This window comes from Enterobacter cloacae complex sp. SHL018, assembly GCF_049237905.1.
Classification (GTDB): Bacteria; Pseudomonadota; Gammaproteobacteria; order Enterobacterales; family Enterobacteriaceae; genus Enterobacter; species Enterobacter hormaechei_C.
In genome coordinates, this window is record NZ_JBMKJE010000001.1 from 761,836 (window position 1) to 784,779 (window position 22,944).

Annotated in this window: 18 protein-coding genes; 9 read left to right on the forward strand and 9 right to left on the reverse strand. The window is 54.8% G+C overall.

Going from position 1 to position 22,944, the window contains the following annotated elements; all coding sequences use genetic code 11:
• Nucleotides 1-162 precede the first annotated feature (162 nt).
• The 3 genes from ompF to pncB form a co-directional block, all read right to left on the reverse strand.
• Entirely contained in the window at nucleotides 163-1,221 is a 1,059-nt protein-coding gene (gene ompF, locus ACOTY5_RS03660) for a porin OmpF (RefSeq protein WP_015570956.1), read from the reverse strand.
• Nucleotides 1,222-1,827: 606 nt separating this feature from the next.
• The gene (asnS, locus tag ACOTY5_RS03665; RefSeq protein ID WP_015570955.1) at nucleotides 1,828-3,228 is read right to left on the reverse strand and encodes an asparagine--tRNA ligase; all 1,401 of its coding nucleotides are present in this window, start codon (nucleotides 3,226-3,228) and stop codon (nucleotides 1,828-1,830) included.
• Between the two features lie 168 nt (nucleotides 3,229-3,396).
• The gene (gene pncB, locus ACOTY5_RS03670) at nucleotides 3,397-4,599 is read right to left on the reverse strand and encodes a nicotinate phosphoribosyltransferase (protein ID WP_015570954.1); all 1,203 of its coding nucleotides are present in this window, start codon (nucleotides 4,597-4,599) and stop codon (nucleotides 3,397-3,399) included.
• A 254-nt stretch (nucleotides 4,600-4,853) separates the two neighbouring features.
• Here pncB and pepN point away from each other — a divergent pair, with 254 nt between their 5' ends.
• Nucleotides 4,854-7,466, forward strand: a complete 2,613-nt coding sequence (gene pepN / locus ACOTY5_RS03675; RefSeq protein ID WP_045142600.1) for an aminopeptidase N — start codon at nucleotides 4,854-4,856, stop codon at nucleotides 7,464-7,466.
• 100 nt (nucleotides 7,467-7,566) lie between these two features.
• On the opposite strand, the gene ssuB is transcribed toward pepN, so the two are convergent.
• Genes ssuB through ssuE form a run of 5 tightly spaced genes read right to left on the reverse strand, consistent with a single transcriptional unit; the run spans nucleotide 7,567 to nucleotide 11,807 of the window.
• Nucleotides 7,567-8,337 (reverse strand): aliphatic sulfonates ABC transporter ATP-binding protein, encoded by a 771-nt coding sequence (gene ssuB, locus ACOTY5_RS03680; protein ID WP_045142601.1) that lies wholly within the window; start codon nucleotides 8,335-8,337, stop codon nucleotides 7,567-7,569.
• On the reverse strand, nucleotides 8,334-9,125 hold the full coding sequence (gene ssuC, locus ACOTY5_RS03685; protein ID WP_003858185.1) for an aliphatic sulfonate ABC transporter permease SsuC: 792 nt from the start codon (nucleotides 9,123-9,125) through the stop codon (nucleotides 8,334-8,336). Before ssuC ends, ssuB begins: the two co-directional genes overlap by 4 nt.
• A gap of 9 nt (nucleotides 9,126-9,134) precedes the next feature.
• Nucleotides 9,135-10,280 carry an FMNH2-dependent alkanesulfonate monooxygenase gene (ssuD, locus tag ACOTY5_RS03690; protein WP_017384817.1) on the reverse strand — a complete coding sequence of 382 codons (1,146 nt, stop codon included), beginning with the start codon at nucleotides 10,278-10,280 and terminating at the stop codon, nucleotides 9,135-9,137.
• Nucleotides 10,277-11,239 carry a sulfonate ABC transporter substrate-binding protein gene (locus tag ACOTY5_RS03695; RefSeq protein ID WP_045142603.1) on the reverse strand — a complete coding sequence of 321 codons (963 nt, stop codon included), beginning with the start codon at nucleotides 11,237-11,239 and terminating at the stop codon, nucleotides 10,277-10,279. The genes ssuD and ACOTY5_RS03695 overlap by 4 nt, the downstream gene beginning before the upstream one ends.
• Nucleotides 11,232-11,807: an NADPH-dependent FMN reductase gene (ssuE, locus tag ACOTY5_RS03700; RefSeq protein ID WP_421631836.1), complete on the reverse strand. Its 576-nt coding sequence runs from the start codon at nucleotides 11,805-11,807 to the stop codon at nucleotides 11,232-11,234. The genes ACOTY5_RS03695 and ssuE overlap by 8 nt, the downstream gene beginning before the upstream one ends.
• Before the next feature lie 249 nt (nucleotides 11,808-12,056).
• Here ssuE and pyrD point away from each other — a divergent pair, with 249 nt between their 5' ends.
• Nucleotides 12,057-13,067, forward strand: a complete 1,011-nt coding sequence (gene pyrD, locus ACOTY5_RS03705) for a quinone-dependent dihydroorotate dehydrogenase (protein ID WP_015570907.1) — start codon at nucleotides 12,057-12,059, stop codon at nucleotides 13,065-13,067.
• Nucleotides 13,068-13,233: 166 nt separating this feature from the next.
• Nucleotides 13,234-13,776, forward strand: coding sequence for a cell division protein ZapC (gene zapC / locus ACOTY5_RS03710; protein ID WP_015570906.1), 543 nt, complete (start codon nucleotides 13,234-13,236; stop codon nucleotides 13,774-13,776).
• On the opposite strand, the gene ACOTY5_RS03715 is transcribed toward zapC, so the two are convergent.
• Entirely contained in the window at nucleotides 13,773-14,882 is a 1,110-nt protein-coding gene (locus tag ACOTY5_RS03715; RefSeq protein ID WP_062934084.1) for a YcbX family protein, read from the reverse strand. The genes zapC and ACOTY5_RS03715 overlap by 4 nt on opposite strands.
• A gap of 98 nt (nucleotides 14,883-14,980) precedes the next feature.
• Here ACOTY5_RS03715 and rlmKL point away from each other — a divergent pair, with 98 nt between their 5' ends.
• The 6 genes from rlmKL (at nucleotide 14,981) to rmf (ending at nucleotide 22,906) form a co-directional block, all read left to right on the forward strand.
• Complete coding sequence (gene rlmKL, locus ACOTY5_RS03720; RefSeq protein WP_026080728.1) at nucleotides 14,981-17,089, forward strand: bifunctional 23S rRNA (guanine(2069)-N(7))-methyltransferase RlmK/23S rRNA (guanine(2445)-N(2))-methyltransferase RlmL; 2,109 nt, start codon at nucleotides 14,981-14,983, stop codon at nucleotides 17,087-17,089.
• Nucleotides 17,090-17,101: 12 nt separating this feature from the next.
• Nucleotides 17,102-19,009 carry an ABC transporter ATP-binding protein gene (locus ACOTY5_RS03725; protein WP_023296269.1) on the forward strand — a complete coding sequence of 636 codons (1,908 nt, stop codon included), beginning with the start codon at nucleotides 17,102-17,104 and terminating at the stop codon, nucleotides 19,007-19,009.
• Nucleotides 19,010-19,022: 13 nt separating this feature from the next.
• On the forward strand, nucleotides 19,023-20,276 hold the full coding sequence (gene pqiA, locus ACOTY5_RS03730) for a membrane integrity-associated transporter subunit PqiA (protein WP_023296270.1): 1,254 nt from the start codon (nucleotides 19,023-19,025) through the stop codon (nucleotides 20,274-20,276).
• Nucleotides 20,277-20,280: 4 nt separating this feature from the next.
• Entirely contained in the window at nucleotides 20,281-21,921 is a 1,641-nt protein-coding gene (pqiB, locus tag ACOTY5_RS03735; protein ID WP_045142605.1) for an intermembrane transport protein PqiB, read from the forward strand.
• Nucleotides 21,918-22,484, forward strand: a complete 567-nt coding sequence (gene pqiC, locus ACOTY5_RS03740) for a membrane integrity-associated transporter subunit PqiC (protein WP_017384809.1) — start codon at nucleotides 21,918-21,920, stop codon at nucleotides 22,482-22,484. The genes pqiB and pqiC overlap by 4 nt, the downstream gene beginning before the upstream one ends.
• A 254-nt stretch (nucleotides 22,485-22,738) precedes the next feature.
• Nucleotides 22,739-22,906 (forward strand): ribosome modulation factor, encoded by a 168-nt coding sequence (gene rmf, locus ACOTY5_RS03745; protein WP_003858162.1) that lies wholly within the window; start codon nucleotides 22,739-22,741, stop codon nucleotides 22,904-22,906.
• The last annotated feature ends 38 nt before the right edge of the window (nucleotides 22,907-22,944 follow it).

Sequence of the window (22,944 nt, forward strand, 5' to 3'; positions counted from 1 at the left end):
AGAAGTGAAATCCGCTATCAGGTTAACGGTAGATTTACAAAATGCCAACCGTTTGCGACGAAAAGCGTGCGGCTTTTCAAAAGTCGCTATTATTTTCTCTCAGGAATAAAAAAACAGGGCCGAAGCCCTGTTCATTAAGCATATAACAACGAGGTGTGCTGATTAGAACTGGTAAACCAGACCCAGAGCCACGATGTCGTCGTTGTTGATGCCCAGCTTGTTGTCATCTTTCAGCTGGTTGATCTGATAGTCAACATAGGTAGACATGTTTTTGTTGAAGTAGTATGTCGCACCAACGTCGATGTAGTTGATGTAGTCTTCGTCACCGATACCTTCTACGTCTTTCGCTTTAGATTTGTAGTAAGCGATGGATGGACGCAGACCGAAATCGAACTGGTACTGAGCGACGACAGAGAAGTCCTGAGACTTGTTAGCGAAACCACGGCTGCCCAGACGCGCTGCGTTACGCATTTCGCCATAAATAGCTGCCAGGTAGATGTTGTTCGCGTCATATTTCAGGCCGGTTGCCCACTGCTCAGCTTTGTCGCCTTTACCCCAATCCAGCGTCTGCTGGTTGTTGGTACGGTCAGCTGCACCATAAGCACCCACAATGCCGAAACCGTCGAAATCATAGCTCAGAGAGGTTGCCCAGCCGTCACCGTTGGAACGTACTGCGTCATCACGTTCATTTTTGCCCAGGTACTGAACACCAAAGTTCAGACCGTCAACCAGGCCGAAGAAGTTGCTGTTACGGTAAGTCGCCAGACCACCCGTACGGCCTGCGAAGAAGTTATCGCTCGCGCCGGTGTCGCCGCCGAACTCAGGCAGCATATCGGTGATGCCGATTGCGTCATAGACCAGACCGTAGTTACGACCGTAGTCGAAGGAGCCTGCGTCACCAAATTTCAGACCTGCGAATGCCAGACGGGTTTTGTTGCCGTTCTGTGCATCGCCACCTTCAGAGTTGTTACCCTGGAAGTTGTATTCCCACTGACCGTAGCCAGTCAGCTGATCGTTGATCTGAGTTTCACCTTTGAAGCCCAGACGCGCGTAAGTGTTGTCGCCATCGTTGCCCGCGTAATCAGAGAAGTAATGCAGGCCAACTGCTTTCCCGTAAAGATCTAATTTGTTGCCGTCTTTGTTATAGATTTCAGCAGCGTTTGCTGCACCGGCTACCAGCAGGGCAGGGACTACCACTGCCAGGATATTGCGCTTCATCATTATTTATTACCCTCATTGGTTTTTTATGACACTCGCCACTGCCGCCAATAAATTCTGTCAATAAATATTTCCGGAACTATTGATGAGAGTTAGGTGTCTTTATGTGTCTGACAGGCATCTTTCCATTCATAGAACCGTTTCGCTACACTGAAAGTGCTACAATCTTCAAGATTAAGTTACCAAAAGAAAATATGTGTAACTAAATATGTATTTTTGGGAACTTTGTGAAGCACCTCAAATTTCAGTGTCGCCTGGCGAATTAAACATCCGCTTTATTCTTATATATATGATTTCCTTATGTTTAATTTAGCTAAAGGCCTTTCGTATAAACAGAAGTTAAACGGCTCATTTTTTCTTATGATCGACAAAAGCCATCCAGATGGCTGTGAAATTGGTTGTTTTTTATGCTATTGCGTAAGAATTGTTTTAAGCGCAATAAGAATGGGGTTATTTTTTTTGTCTCAGGATATTTCGTGGAAACAAAACGTAACAGGTAGAGGTAATGGCGGGGTTGTGGTTTAAAGACGCTTACTTCTGACTGACGAAAACTGACATTGCAGGATAAAATAATGGCCAGCATTTGCTGGCCATTAATGATTTGGTCGGTTAGAAACTTGCGTTACGCGGTGTGCGTGGGAACGGAATCACATCACGTACGTTCTGAACACCTGTTACGTAAGCAATCAGACGTTCGAAGCCCAGGCCAAAGCCGGAGTGTGGAACGGTGCCGTAGCGACGGAGATCGCGATACCAGCTGTAGTCCGCCGGGTTAAGGCCCATCTCCTGCATACGCGCGTCCAGCACATCCAGGCGCTCTTCACGCTGGGAGCCACCAATGATCTCACCAATGCCCGGCGCCAGGACATCCATCGCGGCAACGGTTTTACCGTCTTCGTTAAGGCGCATATAGAACGCCTTAATGTCTTTCGGATAGTTTTTCACCACAACCGGTGCTTTAAAGTGCTTCTCTGCCAGATAACGTTCGTGCTCGGAGGAGAGATCCACGCCCCAGTAAACCGGGTTTTCGAATTTCTCACCGCATTTTTCCAGGATAGCGACCGCGTCGGTGTAATCCACCTGCGCGAAGTCTGCGGAGACGAAGCGCTCAAGACGGGCGATGGCGTCGTTATCGACACGCTCAGCGAAGAATTTCATGTCGTCTGCGCGCTCTTCGAGAACGGCTTTAAACACGTATTTCAGCATCGCTTCTGCCAGGGCTGCCGCGTCATTCAGATCGGCAAAGGCCACTTCCGGCTCCAGCATCCAGAATTCCGCCAGGTGACGGCTGGTGTTGGAGTTTTCCGCACGGAAGGTTGGGCCGAAGGTATAGATCTTAGACAGCGCACAGGCGTAGGTTTCACCGTTGAGCTGGCCGGAAACCGTCAGGAAGGCTTCTTTACCAAAGAAGTCTTTGTCGTAATCGACTTTACCTTCCGGCGTACGCGGCAGGTTTTCCATATCCAGCGTTGAAACGCGGAACATTTCACCTGCGCCTTCGGTATCGGAAGCCGTGATCAGCGGAGTAGAAACCCAGAAGTAACCCTGCTCGTCAAAGAAACGATGCAGCGCCTGCGCCAGCGTATGACGCACGCGGGCAACCGCACCAATCAGGTTGGTGCGCGGACGCAGGTGCGCGACTTCACGCAGATATTCGATGCTGTGACGCTTTGCAGCCATCGGGTAGGTGTCAGGATCTTCAACCCAGCCGGTCACTTCCACCGAGGTCGCCTGAATTTCGTAGCTCTGACCCTGGCCCGGAGAGGCCACCACAACACCGGTGACGATCACGGAACAGCCGGTTGTCAGGTGCAGAACGTCATCATTGTAATTGGGCAGAGAATTATTAATGACGGCCTGTACAGGATCAAAGCAGGAACCGTCATAGACGGCGAGGAAGGAGATGCCAGCTTTAGAATCTCGGCGAGTACGCACCCATCCGCGCACGGTGACCTCCTGGTCAACGGCGACACGGCCCTGGAGTACGTCGGCTACAGGCACAACGCTCATAATATTCTCTCTGTTAATAGTCGGAAAAAATAAACACTTGTCCGCCCTTATAGGGGGGATATCTATGTTACCTGCCATCCGCTATCAGACAAGTAAATTTCACCGTCTTAAGAGAAGAAATAAGAAATTAATAAGAGAAGGGGAGCCATGAAGGCTCCCCCGAAGCCGTTAGCTGGCTTTTTTAACCTGAGGCAGATCGAAGGCTTTACGTAATGCGCGGACAAAGGCTTTGTCATGGCAGATGGTTTTGCCCGGACTGTCGGAGAGCTTCGCGACCGGCTTACCGTTACATTCCACCAGTTTTATGACGATGTTCAGCGGTTTCACCTGAGGAATATCACAGGTTAACCGCGTACCAATCCCGAAACTCAGGTTCACCCGCGATGAGAAATGGCGATAAAGGTCGACGGCTTTCGCCAGGTCAAGGTTATCGGAGAAGACCAGCACCTTACTCATGGGGTCGATGCCCAGTTTTTCGTAATGGGCGATGGCTTTCTCACCCCATTCAACCGGGTCCCCGGAATCATGGCGCAAACCCTGGTAGCGTTCGGCAAACTCAGGGCCAAAGTCGCGCAGGAACGCGTCCATGGTAATGCAGTCGGTAAGGGCAATACCCAGCCGATCCGGGTATTCCTCAAGCCACGCGGCGAGGGCGGCTCGCTGGCTGTTGGCAAGGTCAGGGCTGATCTGCTGGTGCGCCTGAAACCATTCGTGCGCCTGGGTGCCCATTGGCGTTAAATCAAGGCGACGTGCCAGATCGTAGTTACTGGTGCCAACGAACCACGGCTCCTGTTGCAGACGTCTGACAATGGCTTCCTGAACCTCGCGAGAGAAGCGGCGGCGCGTGCCAAAGTCCATCAGACGGAATCGGGACATATCCAGCCCTTCGGTCAGTCTGGAAAACTCAACGAGTTTATTCTCCAGAGCGGCAACCGCCTGCGTCACACCGGTTTCAGGGGAGCGATAGCGGTGGGCCAGCTCGCTGATCACGGCCAGAAGCGGCACTTCCCACATGATCACCTCACGCCATGGGCCGGTCAGACGAATGTCCAGCTTGCCGTTATCATTGGTGACGGTGACCTGTTCCGGGTTATAGCGGAACTCACGCAGCCAGTTCAGATAATCCGCTTTAAAGAAAGGCAGGCCTGAAAGCCACTGATATTCGTCATCGGTGAGCGCCAGATGCTGCATGGCCTCGACCTGTTCACGAATGGAATCTGCGTAGATACCCAGCAAGTCGTCACCCCGGCAGCGAAATTCCGCCGCAACATGGACATCATGATAGTGGTGAAACACGGCTTGCTGCATATGCAGCTTGTACGCGTCGGTATCCAGCAACGTATGCAGAACCGGAGAAGCGAATTGAGTCATAGGTGCGCTGTAGCATCCTCTCACGGGAGCGTTTAGTACAATAAACAACTCCGGAGTATACCCTGTTTAGTGATTTATTGAACCCCGATCACAACATAAGCACACTTTATGGTCGAGAGCATTTCGTGCCCCGTGTTATAAAAATGTAGCTAAAAAGGGCGTTGTGCCTGAAAAGATGAACATTCTGCATAGCGCGTTTTACACAACAGGAATATATTGAATCGTTACTCGACAAACGATGCATAAGGTTTTCTATGACACAACAGCCACAAGCTAAATACCGCCACGACTATCGTGCGCCGGAATACCTGATAAGCGATATCGATCTGACTTTCGACCTGGATGCCACAAAAACCGTGGTGACGGCGGTAAGCCAGGTGACGCGCCAGAGCGCGACAGCCGTGCCGCTGCGTCTGGATGGTGAAGACCTGACGCTGGTTTCCCTGCATATTAACGATGAAGCCTGGTCAGACTATAAAGAAGAAGGCAACCAGCTGGTCATCGACAACCTGCCGGAACGCTTTACCCTGCGCATCGTGAATGAAATTAGCCCTGCCGCCAATACCGCGCTGGAAGGACTTTACCAGTCAGGCGTAGCCCTGTGTACCCAGTGTGAAGCCGAAGGTTTCCGCCACATTACCTGGTATCTGGATCGCCCGGACGTCCTGGCGCGCTTTACCACCAAAATTATTGCCGACAAAACGCTGTACCCGTACCTGCTTTCCAACGGCAACCGGATTGGTGAAGGGGAACTGGAGAATGGCCGTCACTGGGTACAGTGGCAGGATCCGTTCCCGAAACCCTGCTATCTGTTTGCGCTGGTGGCGGGAGATTTCGATGTCCTGCGCGACACCTTTAAAACGCGCTCTGGCCGTGAAGTCGCGCTGGAGCTGTTCGTGGACCGTGGCAACCTTGACCGCGCACCGTGGGCAATGACCTCCCTCATCAACTCCATGAAGTGGGATGAAACGCGCTTTGGCCTCGAATATGACCTCGACATCTATATGATCGTTGCGGTCGATTTCTTCAACATGGGCGCGATGGAGAATAAAGGTCTTAACATCTTTAACTCTAAATACGTGCTGGCGCGTACCGATACCGCCACGGATAAAGATTACCTCGATATCGAACGCGTTATCGGCCACGAATATTTCCATAACTGGACCGGGAACCGCGTCACCTGTCGCGACTGGTTCCAGCTGAGCCTGAAAGAGGGCTTAACCGTCTTCCGCGATCAGGAGTTCAGCTCCGATCTGGGATCGCGGGCGGTGAACCGCATCAACAACGTGCGCACCATGCGTGGTCTGCAATTTGCAGAAGATGCCAGCCCAATGGCCCATCCGATCCGCCCGGATAAAGTCATTGAGATGAATAACTTCTACACCCTGACGGTGTATGAAAAAGGCGCTGAAATTATCCGTATGATCCACACCCTGCTGGGCGAAGAGAATTTCCAGAAAGGGATGCAGCTCTACTTCGAACGCCACGACGGCAGTGCGGCCACCTGCGACGATTTCGTCCAGGCGATGGAGGACGCCTCTAACGTCGATCTGTCTCATTTCCGCCGCTGGTACAGCCAGGCCGGTACGCCGATCGTGACGGTCAAAGACGACTACAACCCGGAAACCGAGCAGTACACGCTGACCATCAGCCAGCGCACGCCGCCAACGGCCGAGCAGGAAGAGAAACATCCGCTGCACATTCCGTTCAGCGTTGAGCTGTACGACAACGAAGGCAACGTGATCCCGTTACAGAAGGGCGGCCACCCGGTGCATAACGTGCTGAACGTGACTCAGGCAGAGCAGACCTTTATCTTCGATAACGTCTATTTCCAGCCTGTTCCTGCCCTGCTGTGCGAATTCTCCGCGCCGGTGAAACTCGAATATAAGTGGAGCGATCAGCAGCTGACGTTCCTGATGCGTCACGCGCGCAACGATTTCTCGCGCTGGGATGCGGCACAAAGCCTGCTGGCGACCTACATCAAGCTGAACGTCAACCGTTACCAGCAGGGCCAGCCGCTGACGCTGCCGGTTCATGTGGCAGACGCGTTCCGTGCCATCCTGCTGGATGAGAACATTGACCCGGCGCTGGCGGCTGAAATTTTGACGCTGCCGTCTGCGACTGAAATCGCCGAGCTGTTTGACATCATCGACCCGATTGCCATCGTCGCCGTGCGTGAAGCGCTGACCCGCACGCTGGCGACCGAACTGGCAGATGAGTTCCTCGCCATTTACAACGCCAACAAGCTGGACGCGTATCGGGTGGAACATGCGGATATCGGTAAACGTTCCCTGCGCAATACCTGCCTGCGCTATCTGGCGTTTGGTGAGGCAGAGCTGGCGAACACGCTGGTCAGCAAGCAGTACCACGAAGCCGATAACATGACGGATGCCCTGGCCGCGCTGGCCGCAAGCGTTGCCGCCGAGCTACCGTGCCGCGATGCGCTGATGCAGGAGTACGACGACAAGTGGCATCAGGATGGTCTGGTGATGGACAAGTGGTTCATCCTTCAGGCCACCAGCCCGGCAGCCGATGTACTCAGCAAAGTACGCAGCCTGCTGAAGCACCGTTCGTTCACCATGAGCAACCCGAACCGCGTCCGCTCTCTGATTGGTGCCTTCGCCAGCAGCAACCCGGCCGCGTTCCATGCCGAAGACGGCAGCGGTTATCAGTTCATGGTTGAAATGCTGACCGAGCTGAACAGCCGTAACCCGCAGGTGGCGTCTCGTCTGATTGAGCCGCTGATCCGCCTGAAACGTTACGATGCGCAGCGTCAGGCGAAAATGCGCGCCGCGCTTGAGCAGCTGAAAGCGCTGGAAAATCTGTCTGGCGATCTGTACGAGAAGATTGCTAAGGCGCTGGCCTGATGTAAAAAAGCCCGGTGGCGCTACGCTTACCGGGCCTACGTGGGGTCGCGGGGCATCGGTTTTCTCCCTCTCCCTGTGGGAGAGGGCCGGGGTGAGGGCATCAGGCATTAGCCTTTATCCGCTGAATCTCCGCTTCCCCACGTTTCATCACCCGATCCAGTACTTCGGCTTCCAGCTCCGCCAGTCTGGCCGATCCCACGCGGCGAGGACGTGGAATATCTACCGTCAGATCCAGACCAATTTTGCCCTCTTCTATTAACAGCACTCTGTCTGCCATTGCCACGGCTTCACTGACATCATGCGTCACCAGCAATACCGTAAAGCCGTGCGTCTGCCAGAGGGTTTCAATCAGATCCTGCATCTCGATCCGCGTCAGGGCATCAAGCGCGCCGAGCGGTTCATCGAGCAGCAACAGGCCGGGACGGTGAATCAGCGCGCGTGCCAGCGCTACGCGCTGCTTTTGTCCACCCGACAGGGCCGCAGGCCACTCTCCCGCGCGATTCTCCAGCCCTACCGCAGCGAGTGCCTGCCGGGCGTCCTCCCGCCAGCTGCCCTTCAGGCCCAGCCCGACGTTATCCATCACCGTTTTCCACGGCAGCAGACGCGCGTCCTGAAACATCATGCGCGTATCATCCTGAATCGTGGCCAGCGGCGTAGTGCCTGCCAGAATGTCACCGCTGTTTGGCGCTTCCAGCCCGGCTAAAAGACGCAGCAGGGTACTCTTGCCGCCACCGCTGCGGCCGACAACGGCCACAAACTGTCCGGCAGAAATATGCAGATCCAGTGCATTCAGAATGGTGTTGTCGCCGTAGCGTTTGGTCACGCCGTTCAGCAGTAACGGTGTTCCCTGGTTCAGTCGTGCAGTATTCATGCTTTCGCCTCCTGAGCGGTGTAGGCCGGGTTCCAGCGCAGCCAGCTACGTTCCAGCCACTGGGCGCTGACGTCCGCAAGTTTGCCGAGCAGGGCATAAAGGATAATGGCAACCACCACCACGTCCGTTTGCAGGAACTCGCGGGCGTTCATCGCCAGATAACCAATGCCGGAGTTAGCCGAAATGGTTTCCGCCACGATCAGGGTTAGCCACATCAGGCCGAGCGCAAAACGCACCCCAACCATAATGGAGGGCAGGGCGCCCGGCAGGATCACATGGGTAAACAGGGCAAAACCTGACAGGCCATAGCTGCGGGCCATCTCCACCAGACCGCGATCGATATTACGGATCCCATGCCAGGTATTGATATAAATCGGGAATAACGTTCCCAGCGCCACGAGGAAAATTTTGGCGCTCTCATCAATGCCAAACCACAGGATAACCAGCGGAATAAGCGCCAGATGCGGCACGTTGCGCAGCATCTGAACGGAGGTATCCAGTAGCCGCTCACCCCAGCGTGACAGGCCGCTGATCAGCCCCAGCGTCAGGCCGATGCTTCCGCCAATCGAAAAGCCAATTACCGCGCGCCAGGAGCTGATGGCAAGATGTTGCCACAGCTCACCGCTGGCGCTTAGCGACCAGAACGCTTCCACAACGCCCTCCGGAGAGGGCAAAATGCGGCTCGACAGCCAGCCAGTTGAAGACGCCAGTTGCCAGACGAGGACAATGCCGACGGGCAGAAACCACGGCGCGGCGCGCAGCAGCCATTTTTGTGCGGTTGCAGACATGGTGGCTCCTTAGCTTTGCGCGACTTTTCTCGGGATAAACGCGTTCGCCACGGCTTCGCCCTGCAACTGAAGCTGACGTGGCTGCGGAATTTCCGGGATAGCGACATCCAGGTGCGGGAACAGCAGTTCACCCACCTTGTACGCCTCCTCCAGATGTGGGTAGCCAGACAGGATAAAGCTGTCGATCCCCAGCGCCGCATATTCATTAATGCGTGCCGCTACGGTTGGACCGTCGCCGACCAGTGCCGTGCCGGCACCGCCGCGCACCAGACCTACCCCGGCCCACAGGTTCGGGCTGATCTCAAGGTTTTCACGCTTGCCGTTGTGCAGGGAGGCCATTCGATGCTGGCCCACGGAGTCGGTTTTGGCAAACGCTGCCTGTGCTTTAGCGATAGTGTCGTCGTCCAGATGAGCGATCAGACGGTCGGCGGCTTGCCAGGCCTCGTCGTTTGTTTCGCGGACGATCACGTGCAGGCGAATGCCGAAGCGTACCGTACGGCCATGTTCTGCGGCTTTAGCGCGTACCTGAGCAATTTTCTCTTTCACCAGCTCCGGTGGCTCGCCCCAGGTCAGATAGAGATCGACCTGCTCAGCCGCCAGTTCCTGCGCCACGTCCGACGATCCGCCGAAATAGAGAGGAGGGCGCGGCTGCTGTACCGGCGGGAAGTAGAGCTGCGCATCGCGAACGTGGATATGTTTCCCTTCGAAGGTGACAGTTTCCCCTTCCAGCAGACGTCGCCAGACGCGGGTGAACTCTGCGGAGGCTTCATAGCGCTCGGTATGATCGAGAAAGACGCCATCGCCCGCCAGCTCCTGCGGATCGCTGCCCGTCACCAGGTTGAACAGCGCACGGCCGTTGGAAAGCCTGTCCAGCGTTGCCGCCTGACGCGCCGCGACGGTGGGCGACACCACGCTCGGGCGCAAGGCTACCAGGAATTTCAGACGCTGGGTGACGGGGATCATTGACGCGGCAACCAGCCACGCATCCTCACACGAGCGGCCCGTCGGGATCAGTACCCCGGTAAAACCGATGCGGTCTGCCGCCTGGGCGATCTGCTGTAGATAGCCGTGATCGACCGGGCGGGCGCCTTCTTCTGTGCCAAGATAGTGTCCATCACCGTGGGTGGGTAAAAACCAGAAAAGATTCAGACTCATGATTTTTTTCCTTCAATGCCAGCGGGTTGCCAGATGCGTTCGCGAATATTCACCTGCTTTGGAACCAGGCGGTTTTGATAAAAGAGGTCTGCCGTTTGCTGCTGGAGAGCGGCAACGTGGGCGTCAATCGGTGCTATGGTGGTGGGAGGACGGTGGTCAAGATAGGTGGCGATCACCGGTTCAGGCAGGCCCATGGTTTTTGCCAGCAGCGTGATGCTCTGCTGACGCTGGCTTTGGGTCAGCGCATCGGCCTGAGAGAAGGTATCCAGCACCTGCTGAATAAATGCGCCATTTTTCTCAGCGTAAGGACGTGCCGCCAGGTAGAACGAACCGGTCTGCTTCAGGGTGGTGCCGTCTTTCAGCACCCGCACACCGCCCTGCAACAGTGCGGCGGAGTAGTACGGATCCCAGATAGCCCAGGCATCAACATTTTTTTGCTGAAACGCCGCGCGCGCATCGGCAGGCGTCAGGTAAACGGGCTGGATATCGGTGAATTTTAGGCCGGCCTCCTGCAACGCGCGCAGCAGCAGGTTGTGCGAGCTTGAACCTTTCTGGAAAGCAACCTTATGGCCTTTGAGGTCGGCGACGCTTTTGATCTCGCTGTTTTCCGGCACCAAAATAACCTCTGCCTTCGGCTTGGCGGGCTCAACGCCAACGTAAACCAGATCCGCCCCGGCAGCCTGCGCAAAGATTGGCGGGATATCGCCGGTGCTGCCTAAATCAATACTCCCGACGTTCAGCGCCTCCAGCATCTGCGGCCCGGCAGGAAACTCGACCCATGAGAATTTGGTCTCCGGGAAACGCTTCTCCAGCAACGCATGGCTTTTCGCCAGCACCATGCTGACGCTGCCCTTCTGATAACCGATACGCAGGCTATCCGGCGCTTTCTCCGCCGCCTGAGCCAGCGACGCCACTGCCAGCAGACCTGCCAGACCGATACGGGTAACTGTTTTAAACATGCGCCACTCCTTGTGATTGATGAAATGCCGCCGCGTGGCGATCCCGACGGTTCAGGGCGTGCCAGAAGGTGTCGAGCGCACTGTCGAGGCGGGTTTGCAGATTCGGCGTGAAATGGGGTTTATGCTGGTAGTCGATTACCTGTGAGTCGTCAGCGAAGACGCCATGCAGGATCTCCTGCGCTTTCAGCGCGTTCAGAACCGGCTTGAGGGCATAATCCACCGCCAGTAAATGAGCTACCGTACCGCCTGTGGCCAGCGGCAGGACGACCTTACCGTCCAGCGCGCGTTCGGGCAGCAGATCGAGCAGCGTTTTCAGTGCGCCGGAAAAAGAGGCTTTATAAATCGGTGTCGCGACGACCAGCCCTTCAGCACTCTTAAGTTGTTCGATCAGGGTTTTCAGCGCCGGGCTGTCGAAACGGGCGTAGAGCAGATCTTCAGGCGCGAAATTGTGCAAATTCCAGTGACACACTTCGACATCCAGAGCATTAAGCTTTTCGCGAGCGTATTCCAGCAGTGCGCTGGAGCGAGAGGGGAAGCGGGGGCTTCCGGCCAGGGTAATGACGCGCATGGTTGCTCCTTATAACTAATTGTTTGCTTTTATCTAACATTCATAACAATTTTCAGGAGTGTGACATTGCGTGGTTATTCCACTAAATGATTTATCCTCAGGATGAATGCAGAAAAATGCATAAGAAGCGAACCGATAAGTAAACGATTGCGTTTTACGTGGCTTTTTTTGCCACAGGTCAATTCCCTTTCCGGGCGGAATCGCACATAATCTCCTCCCGGTTTGCACACCGGGAATCCAGGAGAGTTCATGTACTACCCCTTCGTTCGTAAAGCCCTTTTCCAACTCGATCCTGAGCGCGCTCATGAATTTACATTTCAGCAGTTACGCCGTATTACAGGAACGCCTCTGGCCGCGCTGGTGCGTCAAAACGTGCCGGAAAAACCAGTTCAGTGCATGGGCCTGACTTTCAAAAATCCACTGGGCCTGGCGGCCGGTCTGGACAAAAATGGCGAATGCATTGATGCACTCGGCGCGATGGGCTTTGGCTCGATCGAAATCGGGACGGTGACGCCGCGTCCGCAGCCGGGAAATGACAAGCCACGTCTGTTTCGCCTGGTTGAAGCCGAGGGGCTGATCAACCGCATGGGCTTTAATAACCTTGGCGTCGATCATCTGGTTGAGAACGTTAAGAAAGCCCATTTTGATGGCGTGCTGGGTATTAATATTGGCAAAAATAAAGACACGCCGGTCGAGCAGGGTAAAGATGACTATCTGATTTGTATGGAAAAAGTCTATGCCTATGCCGGTTATATTGCGGTGAATATATCTTCGCCTAACACCCCAGGGCTGCGTTCATTACAATATGGCGAAGCGCTCGACGATCTTCTTAGCGCCATTAAAAATAAACAAACGGCGCTACAGGCGATCCACCATAAATATGTTCCGGTCGCGGTTAAGATCGCCCCGGATCTTTCGGCAGAAGAATTGATCCAGGTTGCCGACAGTTTAGTTCGCCATAATATTGATGGTGTGATTGCAACCAATACAACACTCGATCGCTCTCTCGTTCAGGGAATGAAAAACTGTGACGAAGCGGGTGGATTAAGTGGCCGTCCGGTACAATTAAAAAGCACCGAAATTATTCGCGCACTCTCCGCAGAATTAAAAGGTCAGCTGCCGATTATTGGCGTGGGTGGCATTGACTCTGTCATCGCTGCACGTGAGAAGATGGCGGCAGGTGCATCGCTGGTGCAAATTTATTCCGGCTTTATTTTTAAAGGGCCGCCGCTGATTAAAGAAATCGTCACGCATATCTAATCTTTTCTCTTAATCAGACAACCAGGGCTTTATTTCCAGCCCTGGTTGTTTTATATTCCGTCATTGTTGCTTATTTAAACATTATAGTCTTTTATTACTAGTGTTATAAGCGAAGCGGCAAACAGGACATTTTTAGTACAGGACGTTTAGGGGACGGGAGAGAAACATGCGAATTAAACCTGACGATAACTGGCGCTGGTATTTTTGTGACGAGCATGACCGTATGATGCTCGACTTAGCCAATGGCATGTTGTTTCGCTCTCGTTTTGCGCGCCGAATGTTAACGCCAGACGCGTTTGCTCCCTCAGGCTTTTGCGTTGACGACGCTGCACTCTATTTCTCTTTTGAAGAAAAATGCCGCGAGTTCGATCTCTCCAAAGAACAGCGCGCTGAACTGGTACTAAATGCGCTGGTGGCGATCCGTTTCCTGAAACCGCAAATGCCGAAAAGCTGGCATTTTCTCGCCCACGGCATGTGCTGGACCCCGGCTATCGGCGATGCGGCGAGCGTCAATCTGAGCGATACCGAAGAAGAGGTGAATTTGCTGGTGGTTGAACCCGGTGAAAACGCTGCGCTCTGTTTGCTGGCCCAACCCGGCGTGACCATTGCCGGGCGAGTTATGCAGTTAGGTGATGCCATCAAAGTGATGAATGACAGGCTGAAGCCACAGCTGCGCGTTGATTCCTTCAGCCTTGAACAGGCAGTTTAAGCTTCCAGCTGTACGGATGTTTTCGGGACACAGCTACAGCACAGGATCGTGCCGTCACTGCCAATCGCAGATTTCTTCAGGGCACTTACTTCACCATCGACCAGTTTAATGCGACAGCATCCGCAAATCCCCGCGCGACAGGAATACGGTACGCGGATACCTGCCTGCTCCAGCTGTTCCAGTAGCACCTGCTGATTGTTACCACGGATAACTTTGCCTTCCCAGTGAATATCCACCGCGGAAGCGACGTTGGTGACAACGTCAACCATCTCTTCTTCCTGACCTGCGCCGTACACCCTGGCAGGCCCGCGGGTGAGAATTTCGACCTCGTCGCCCACGCGGATCACGCCGCTGGAGCGGGGGATCAGGTTCTGGCCGAAGTCGACATCGCCGTTATCCTGCGCGGTACGAAATGACTGCAAGGTTTTCAGCGGTTCGCCGGAAGGGTGTTTCTGGCCTTTCTCCGGGCTGACGGTGGTAAAAATACAGCGGCTGCACGGCTTCACGACATCAAAAATAACGCTGCCGATGCGGATCACTTTCCAGGTATCTTCATCCCAGGCATTCGCTCCGGTCACCACCAGATTCGGGCGAAATTGCTCCATCTGCACGCTGGCTTTGCAACGGTTTTGTAAATCACGCAGCGAGGCCTCGCTGGTCAGAAGGAAGGGAAAACCATCCGCGAAGGAGAGAGGAACCGCATCGTGGCGCTTCACGCGACGGGTCAGCGCAGGCCCAACCCAGCGCAGCTGAACGTCACGGGAGAAAAAGCCGCTCAGCCACTGGTTAATGTTATCCGGCGCGATACGCGCGGTAAAATGATTGCCCCACACTTCCGTTGGCGCATCAAGCGGCGCAAAATCAGCAAAGCGGATCACGACGCTTGAACCGTCCGGCGCAGTCAAATGCAGCCCGTCATGAAGCGGGGAAGGGGTAAAGCGAACCATCTGCGGGAACTGACGTGCGGTGATAAACGTACCGTCAGGCTCGGTGACCATAAAAATACGATCGAAGGCGAATCCGCTCATATCGGCCAGCGCGTGAGAGACGCCGATGCCGCGCATGGATTTCACCGGATGAATAAAAAGCTTGGATAACGTCGCCACTGCACACTCCCGCTAAAGAAAATAAGCCTTCAACTTTATGACATACACGCCATATTAGCTATAATGCGCGACAATTTTCTATGAGTAAAAGTGACGATATGAATTCTCTGTTTGCCAGTACGGCCCGTGGGCTGGAAGAGCTGTTAAAAACTGAACTGGAAGCCCTGGGCGCGAAAGAGTGCCGGGTGGTTCAGGGTGGTGTCCATTTTGAGGGCGACACGCGGCTTATTTACCAGAGCCTGATGTGGAGCCGTCTGGCGTCGCGCATCATGCTGCCGATGAAAGAGTGCAAGGTCTACAGCGATCTTGATCTCTACACCGGCGTACAGATGATCGACTGGACAGAGATCTTCACCCCGGACGCTACCTTTGCGGTGCATTTCAACGGCGTCAACGATGAGATCCGCAACAGCCAGTACGGTGCCCTGCGCGTTAAGGATGCCATTGTGGACTGCTTCACGCGTCGCAATAAAGAACGTCCGAACGTTGACCGTGAAAACCCGGATCTGCGTATCAACGTCTGGCTGAACGGCGATACGGCCAGTATTTCCCTGGATCTGAGTGGCGCAGGCCTGCATCTGCGCGGCTATCGCGATCGCACCGGGATGGCGCCGATCAAAGAAACGCTGGCTGCCGCTATCGTGATGCGCTCCGGATGGCAGCCAGGTACGCCGCTGCTCGATCCGATGTGCGGTTCCGGTACGCTGCTGATTGAAGCCGCGATGCTGGCCACCGACCGTGCGCCAGGACTGCACCGCGGCCACTGGGGCTTCAAAGGCTGGGCGCAGCACGATGAGGCCATCTGGAAAGAGGTCAAAGACGATGCGCAGACCCGCGCCCGTAAAGGGCTGGCGGAGTACACCTCTCACTTTTACGGTTCGGACAGCGACGCACGGGTGATTGAACGCGCGCGCAGCAACGCCCGTCGTGCCGGTATCGGCGAGCTGGTGACCTTCGAGGTGAAGGACGTGGCGAATCTGACCAATCCTCTGCCAAAAGGCCCGTACGGTACGGTGATCAGCAACCCGCCGTATGGTGAGCGTCTGGACAGCGAGCCGGCGCTGATTGCACTGCACAGCCTGCTGGGCCGCAACATGAAAGCGCATTTCGGCGGCTGGAACCTCTCCCTGTTTAGCGCCTCGCCGGAGCTGCTGAGCTGCCTGCAATTGCGTGCCGATCGCCAGTTCAAAGCGAAAAACGGCCCGCTGGACTGCGTGCAGAAAAACTACCATCTGGCAGAGGTAGCGGCGGATAGCAAACCGTCAGGCGTGGCGGAAGATTACGCCAACCGCCTGCGCAAAAACCTGAAGAAATTTGAGAAGTGGGCGAAGCAAGAAGGCATCGAATGTTATCGCCTGTACGACGCTGACCTGCCCGAGTACAACGTTGCGGTTGACCGCTATGCGGACTGGGTGGTGGTTCAGGAATACGCCCCGCCGAAAACTATCGATGCGCAAAAAGCGCGTCAGCGTATGCTGGATGTGATTGCGGCCACCATCGCCGTACTCGGCATTTCGCCAAACAAGCTGGTGCTGAAAACACGTGAGCGTCAGAAAGGCAAAAACCAGTATCAGAAGATGGGCGAGAAGGGTGACTTCATCGAAGTGGGCGAATATAACGCGCGGCTGTGGGTTAACCTGACCGACTACCTTGATACCGGCCTGTTCCTCGATCACCGTATCGCCCGCCGCATGCTGGGCCAGATGAGCAAGGGCAAAGACTTCCTGAACCTGTTCTCCTATACCGGCAGCGCCAGCGTTCATGCGGGGCTTGGCGGCGCGCGTAGCACCACCACGGTAGATATGTCCCGGACTTATCTGGAGTGGGCAGAGCGCAACCTGCGTCTTAACGGCTTAACCGGCCGTCAGCATCGCCTGTTACAGGCCGACGTGCTGGGCTGGCTGCGCGATACCGACGAGCAGTTTGACCTGATCTTTATCGATCCGCCGACCTTCTCTAACTCCAAGCGTATGGAGGATAGCTTTGATGTTCAACGCGATCACCTGCGCCTGATGACCGACCTGAAGCGTCTGCTGCGTAAAGGCGGCACCATTATGTTCTCGAATAACAAGCGCGGATTCCGCATGGATCACGACGGCCTGGCCGAACTGGGACTGAAAGCACAAGAAATCAGCCAAAAAACGCTGTCTCAGGACTTTGCCCGTAACCGTCAAATCCACAACTGCTGGCTGATCTCCGCGGTCTGAAAGGAAAAATAAATGTCTTTAATTAGTATGCACGGCGCGTGGCTCTCTTTCAGCGACTCACCGCTTCTCGATAATGCAGAGCTGCATATCGAAGATAACGAGCGCGTCTGTCTGGTGGGCCGTAACGGCGCAGGTAAATCGACGCTGATGAAAATCCTCAACCGTGAGCAGGGGCTGGATGACGGCCGTATTGTTTACGAGCAGGATCTGATCGTCTCTCGTCTGCAACAGGATCCGCCGCGTAACGTCACCGGCAGCGTGTACGATTTTGTGGCCGAAGGGATTTCAGAGCAGGCGGAATACCTCAAGCGTTACCACGAGATTTCGCATCTGGTGATGACGGACCCGAGCGACAAGAATCTCAACGAGCTGGCAAAAGTGCAGGAGATGCTCGATCACCACGGTCTGTGGCAGTTGGAAAACCGCATTAATGAAGTGCTGGCCCAGCTTGGCCTGGAAGCGGATATGGAGCTGTCGGCGCTCTCCGGCGGCTGGCTGCGTAAAGCGGCGCTGGGTCGTGCCCTGGTGAGCGGGCCTAAGGTGCTGCTGCTGGACGAACCGACGAACCACCTGGATATCGAAGCGATTGACTGGCTGGAAGGGTTCCTGAAAACCTTTAACGGTACCATTATCTTCATCTCCCACGACCGTTCGTTCATCCGCAACATGGCTACGCGCATTGTCGATCTCGATCGCGGCAAGCTGGTGACCTATCCGGGCGATTACGATACCTATCTGCTGGAGAAAGAAGAAAACCTGCGCGTGGAAGAGCTGCAAAACGCCGAGTTCGACCGCAAGCTGGCCCAGGAAGAGGTATGGATCCGTCAGGGCATTAAAGCGCGTCGTACCCGTAACGAAGGCCGCGTTCGCGCCCTGAAGGCGATGCGCCGCGAACGTAGCGAACGCCGCGAAGTCATGGGTAGCGCCAAAATGCAGGTGGAAGAGGCGTCCCGCTCGGGCAAGATTGTCTTCGAAATGGAGAACGTGAATTATTCGGTTGACGGCAAAGTGCTGGTGAACGATTTCTCCGCTCAGGTTCAGCGCGGCGACAAAATTGCGCTGATCGGCCCGAACGGGTGCGGTAAAACCACACTGCTGAAACTGATGCTCGGTCAGCTCCAGGCCGACAGCGGTCGTATCCACTGCGGTACCAAACTGGAAGTGGCGTACTTCGACCAGCACCGCGCCGAGCTGGATCCAGACCGTACGGTGATGGATAACCTCGCCGAGGGTAAACAGGAGGTCATGGTTAATGGCAAGCCGCGTCACGTGCTGGGCTACCTTCAGGACTTCCTGTTCCACCCGAAACGCGCTATGACGCCGGTGCGCGCGCTGTCCGGGGGAGAACGTAACCGTCTTTTGCTGGCGCGTCTGTTCCTGAAACCCAGTAACTTATTGATTCTCGATGAACCGACTAACGATCTGGATGTCGAAACGCTGGAACTGCTGGAAGAGTTGATTGATGGTTATCAGGGAACCGTAATGCTGGTCAGCCACGATCGTCAGTTTGTCGATAACACCGTGACCGAGTGCTGGATCTTCGAAGGCAAAGGGCGCATCGGGCAATATGTGGGCGGCTATCATGACGCGCGTGGACAGCAATCGCAGTCGCTGGCGCAAAAACAGGCGAAGACCAAAAATGTCGCTGAACCTGTTGTTGCAAAGGCAGAAACTGTCAAAAAGTCTCCTGCTAAAATGAGTTATAACTTGCAGCGCGAGCTGGAAGGGCTGCCGCAGCGTCTGGAAGAGCTGGAAGCTGCACTGGAAGCACTGCAAATCCAGGTCGCTGATGCGTCATTCTTTACGCAGCCTCACGACTATACTCAGAAAGTATTGGCTGAACTCTCCCAGGCTGAACAGGCGCTGGAAGAGGCATTTGAGCGCTGGGAGTACCTTGAGTCTCTGAAAAACGGCGCATAAACAGGGATAATCTATGTGTGACCAGCACCATGCCGATCGGCATATATTATGCTCGCAATGCGATATGCTCGTGGCGTTGCCAGAGCTTGGTCACGGACATAAGGCTGCCTGCCCGCGCTGCGGCGCTACGCTGACGACCGAGTGGGACGCGCCAAGGCAGCGTCCTACGGCTTATGCGCTGGCAGCCTTATTCATGTTACTGCTCTCCAATCTCTTCCCTTTCATCTATATGAAAGTGGGCGGGATGACCAGCCAGGTGGATTTACTGGAAATACCAGGCGTGATGTTCTCGGAAGATTACGCCAGCCTTGGCACCTTCTTTCTTCTTTTCGTGCAGATCGTCCCGGCTTTTTGCCTGGTCGTCATTCTGCTGCTGGTCAACCGCGTCAGGATGCCCACTGTCCTTAAAATCAAACTCGCGCGGATCCTGTTCCAGTTGAAAAGCTGGGGGATGGCGGAAATTTTTCTCGCGGGTATCCTGGTCAGCTTCGTGAAGCTGATGGCCTACGGCGATGTGGGGATTGGCAGCAGCTTTATTCCGTGGTGTCTGTACTGCGTGCTACAACTGCGCGCGTTCCAGTGCGTGGACCGACGCTGGGCCTGGGACGATATTGCCCCGGCGCCGACGCTCTTGCAGACGGTAAAGGTGGGCGTACCGGGTATCCGTCAGGGGCTTCGCTCCTGCTCGTGCTGCACCGCCGTGCTGCCCGCGGATGTCGAGGTGTGTCCACGCTGTGAAACAAAAGGTCACGTCCGGCGTAAAAATAGCCTGCAATGGACCATGGCGCTGCTGGTGACCTCTGTCATGCTCTATCTGCCCGCCAATATCTTGCCGATCATGATCACCGATCTGCTCGGCGACAGAATGCCCTCGACCATACTGGCCGGGGTGATTTTGCTGTGGAGCGAGGGGTCTTACCCTGTGGCAGGCGTCATATTCCTCGCCAGTATTATGGTTCCGACCTTAAAGATGATTGCCATTGCCTGGCTTTGCTGGGATGCAAAAGGGCACGGTAAGCGAGACAGCGAGCGTATGCATCTGATTTATGAGGTCGTGGAATTTGTTGGCCGCTGGTCGATGATTGACGTGTTCGTGATTGCAGTTCTCTCAGCGCTGGTGCGTATGGGGGGGCTGATGAGTATTTATCCCGCTATGGGGGCGCTGATGTTTGCGTTGGTCGTCATTATGACCATGTTTGCGGCCATGACCTTCGACCCTCGTTTATCGTGGGATCGTGAGCCCGATTCAAGCCATGAGGAAGAGTAAGAGCATGGAAAATAAGAGTGGAGAGGCTAAAGTGCAGAAGGTCAGAAACTGGTCGCCGGTGTGGATTTTCCCCATCGTGACCGCGCTGATCGGTGCATGGATCCTGTTTTATCATTACAGCCATCAGGGACCGGAAGTCACGCTAATTACCACCAATGCAGAGGGGATTGAGGGCGGAAAAACCACCATCAAGAGCCGCAGCGTGGATGTGGGTGTCGTGGAAAGCGCGACCCTGACGGATGATTTAACCCATGTTGAAATCAAGGCCCGCCTGAATGCCGGCATGGAAAAACTGCTCCATGAAGATTCTGTTTTTTGGGTAGTGAAACCGCAGGTCGGGAGAGAAGGGATCAGCGGCTTAGGGACGCTATTGTCCGGGGCTTATATTGAACTCCAGCCCGGCAACAAAGGCGCCCAGCCAGCAAACTATCAGCTGCTGGATTCACCGCCGCTTGCGCCACCGGATGCAAAAGGGATCCGCGTTATTCTGGACAGCAAAAAAGCGGGCCAGCTCTCGCCGGGCGATCCGGTGCTGTTCCGTGGATATCGCGTCGGTTCGGTTGAAACAAGCACCTTCGATCCGCAAAAACGGACCATCAGCTATCAGCTTTTTATCAATGCGCCTAATGATCGCCTGGTGACCAGCAACGTTCGCTTCTGGAAAGACAGCGGGATCGCGGTGGATCTCACCTCTGCGGGGATGCGCGTTGAGATGGGCTCACTCACCACGCTGTTTGGTGGGGGCGTCAGTTTTGATGTGCCGGAAGGTATAGATCTGGGACAACCGGTGGCGGAGAAAACCGCCTTCAGGCTGTTTGACGATCAAAAAAGCATTCAGGATGCGCTCTATACCGATCACATCGACTACCTGATGTTCTTTAAGGACTCTGTACGCGGCTTGCAGCCTGGGGCGCCAGTTGAGTTCCGGGGTATCCGTCTGGGGACCGTGGGACAAGTGCCTTACTTTGTTCCGGGACTCAAGCAGATGCTTGATGATGATTATCGTATTCCGGTGCTGATCCGCATTGAGCCTGAGCGTTTGATTAACCAGATAGGCGAGGACCAGGATATTGGGGAGCATATCAGCGATCTGATGAATCGCGGTCTGCGTGGCTCGCTGAAAACTGGCAACCTGGTCACAGGGGCGTTATATGTCGATATGGACTTCTATCCAAAAGCGCCACCAATGACGGGGATCCGTGAATTTGGCGGCTACAAAATTATTCCTACGGTCAGCAGTGGCCTGGCGCAGATCCAACAGCGCCTGATGGAAACGCTGGATAAGATCAACAATCTGCCGCTGAATCCAATGCTTGAGGCCGCGACGGGATCACTGCATCAGAGCCAGGCGACGATGCAACGTCTGCAAACCGCGCTGGATAATATCAACAAGATCACTGCCAACCAGTCCATGCAGCAGCTGCCGCAGGATATGCAGAAAACGTTGCGCGAACTGAATCGCAGTATGCAGGGCTTCCAGCCGGGCTCAGCGGCTTACAACAAGATGGTGGCGGATATGCAACGTCTTGATCAGGTTTTACGCGAGCTACAGCCCGTTCTGAAAACGCTCAATGAAAAGAGCAACGCGCTGGTGTTTGAAGCGAAAGACAAAAAGGATCCTGAGCCTAAGAGGGCGAAACAATGAAAAAATGGCTAATCATCGCAGGCGCACTGGTATTAACGGCCTGTAGCTCTGGAAGCGATAACAAAAGTTACTACCAGTTGCCGTTAAGCGCGCAATCCGGTGCGCAGAGTAGCACCTCGCAGGGCAGCCGTCTGCTGTGGGTTGAACAGGTTGCCGTGCCAGATTATCTGGCGGGCAACGGGGTGGTCTACCAGACCAGCGATGTGCAGTACGTTATTGCCAACAATAACCTGTGGGCCAGCCCGCTGGATCAGCAGCTACGCAATACGCTGGTGGCGAATCTGAGCAGCCAGCTTCCTGGTTGGGTAGTCGCCTCGCAGCCTCTGGGAAGCGATCAGGACACTCTGAATGTTAACGTGACGGGATTCCATGGCCGCTATGATGGTGCGGTTGTTATCAGCGGGGAGTGGCTCTTGAATCATCAGGGCCAGCTGATTAAGCGTCCTTTCCATCTGGAACTGAAGCAGCAGAAAGATGGCTATGACGAAATGGTGAAAGTGCTTGCGCAGGGGTGGGCACAGGAGTCGGCTGCTATCGCAAGAGAGATTTCCCGGCTGCCATAAGTAAAATTCATCGACGAAAGCCGCACTCAGCTTCTTGCTGATTGCGGCTTTTTTTTCGTTTTATGTTCAGTTTGTTACTTGTCCCGCGTCACATTTTTTGTACAAACGATCTTCCATGTAGCTCACAAATATGACACCCGTATGAATTTTGAACGTTGACGCTGACGCCGATTCGGGGTATTCGTTAACTGTGCTTGCACATATTGCAACCACTGTTTTCTTTCCACCAGACAAAAGAATGAGGGAAACGAGGCATGAAGAGACAGAAACGAGATCGCCTGGAAAGGGCTCATCAACGTGGTTATCAGGCTGGCATCGCCGGACGTTCAAAAGAAATGTGTCCCTATCAGGCCCTGAATCAAAGGTCCCAATGGCTAGGGGGCTGGCGAGAAGCCATCGGAGACAGGGCAGTACTTGCTTGATACCGTCTCTTTAAAAAGAAACCTCCGCAATGCGGAGG

What these genes read in the sequence shown, in the direction of transcription:
- pyrD (WP_015570907.1), top strand. Translation starts at nt 12,057, where the DNA reads ATGTACTACCCCTTCGTTCGTAAAGCCCTTTTCCAACTCGATCCTGAG.
- ssuC (WP_003858185.1), bottom strand. Translation starts at nt 9,125, where the DNA reads ATGTCTGCAACCGCACAAAAATGGCTGCTGCGCGCCGCGCCGTGGTTT.
- pqiA (WP_023296270.1), top strand. Translation starts at nt 19,023, where the DNA reads ATGTGTGACCAGCACCATGCCGATCGGCATATATTATGCTCGCAATGC.
- ssuD (WP_017384817.1), bottom strand. Translation starts at nt 10,280, where the DNA reads ATGAGTCTGAATCTTTTCTGGTTTTTACCCACCCACGGTGATGGACAC.
- ompF (WP_015570956.1), bottom strand. Translation starts at nt 1,221, where the DNA reads ATGATGAAGCGCAATATCCTGGCAGTGGTAGTCCCTGCCCTGCTGGTA.
- ACOTY5_RS03695 (WP_045142603.1), bottom strand. Translation starts at nt 11,239, where the DNA reads ATGTTTAAAACAGTTACCCGTATCGGTCTGGCAGGTCTGCTGGCAGTG.
- ssuB (WP_045142601.1), bottom strand. Translation starts at nt 8,337, where the DNA reads ATGAATACTGCACGACTGAACCAGGGAACACCGTTACTGCTGAACGGC.
- pncB (WP_015570954.1), bottom strand. Translation starts at nt 4,599, where the DNA reads ATGACTCAATTCGCTTCTCCGGTTCTGCATACGTTGCTGGATACCGAC.
- pepN (WP_045142600.1), top strand. Translation starts at nt 4,854, where the DNA reads ATGACACAACAGCCACAAGCTAAATACCGCCACGACTATCGTGCGCCG.
- ssuE (WP_421631836.1), bottom strand. Translation starts at nt 11,807, where the DNA reads ATGCGCGTCATTACCCTGGCCGGAAGCCCCCGCTTCCCCTCTCGCTCC.
- rlmKL (WP_026080728.1), top strand. Translation starts at nt 14,981, where the DNA reads ATGAATTCTCTGTTTGCCAGTACGGCCCGTGGGCTGGAAGAGCTGTTA.
- zapC (WP_015570906.1), top strand. Translation starts at nt 13,234, where the DNA reads ATGCGAATTAAACCTGACGATAACTGGCGCTGGTATTTTTGTGACGAG.
- rmf (WP_003858162.1), top strand. Translation starts at nt 22,739, where the DNA reads ATGAAGAGACAGAAACGAGATCGCCTGGAAAGGGCTCATCAACGTGGT.
- ACOTY5_RS03725 (WP_023296269.1), top strand. Translation starts at nt 17,102, where the DNA reads ATGTCTTTAATTAGTATGCACGGCGCGTGGCTCTCTTTCAGCGACTCA.
- asnS (WP_015570955.1), bottom strand. Translation starts at nt 3,228, where the DNA reads ATGAGCGTTGTGCCTGTAGCCGACGTACTCCAGGGCCGTGTCGCCGTT.
- pqiB (WP_045142605.1), top strand. Translation starts at nt 20,281, where the DNA reads ATGGAAAATAAGAGTGGAGAGGCTAAAGTGCAGAAGGTCAGAAACTGG.
- pqiC (WP_017384809.1), top strand. Translation starts at nt 21,918, where the DNA reads ATGAAAAAATGGCTAATCATCGCAGGCGCACTGGTATTAACGGCCTGT.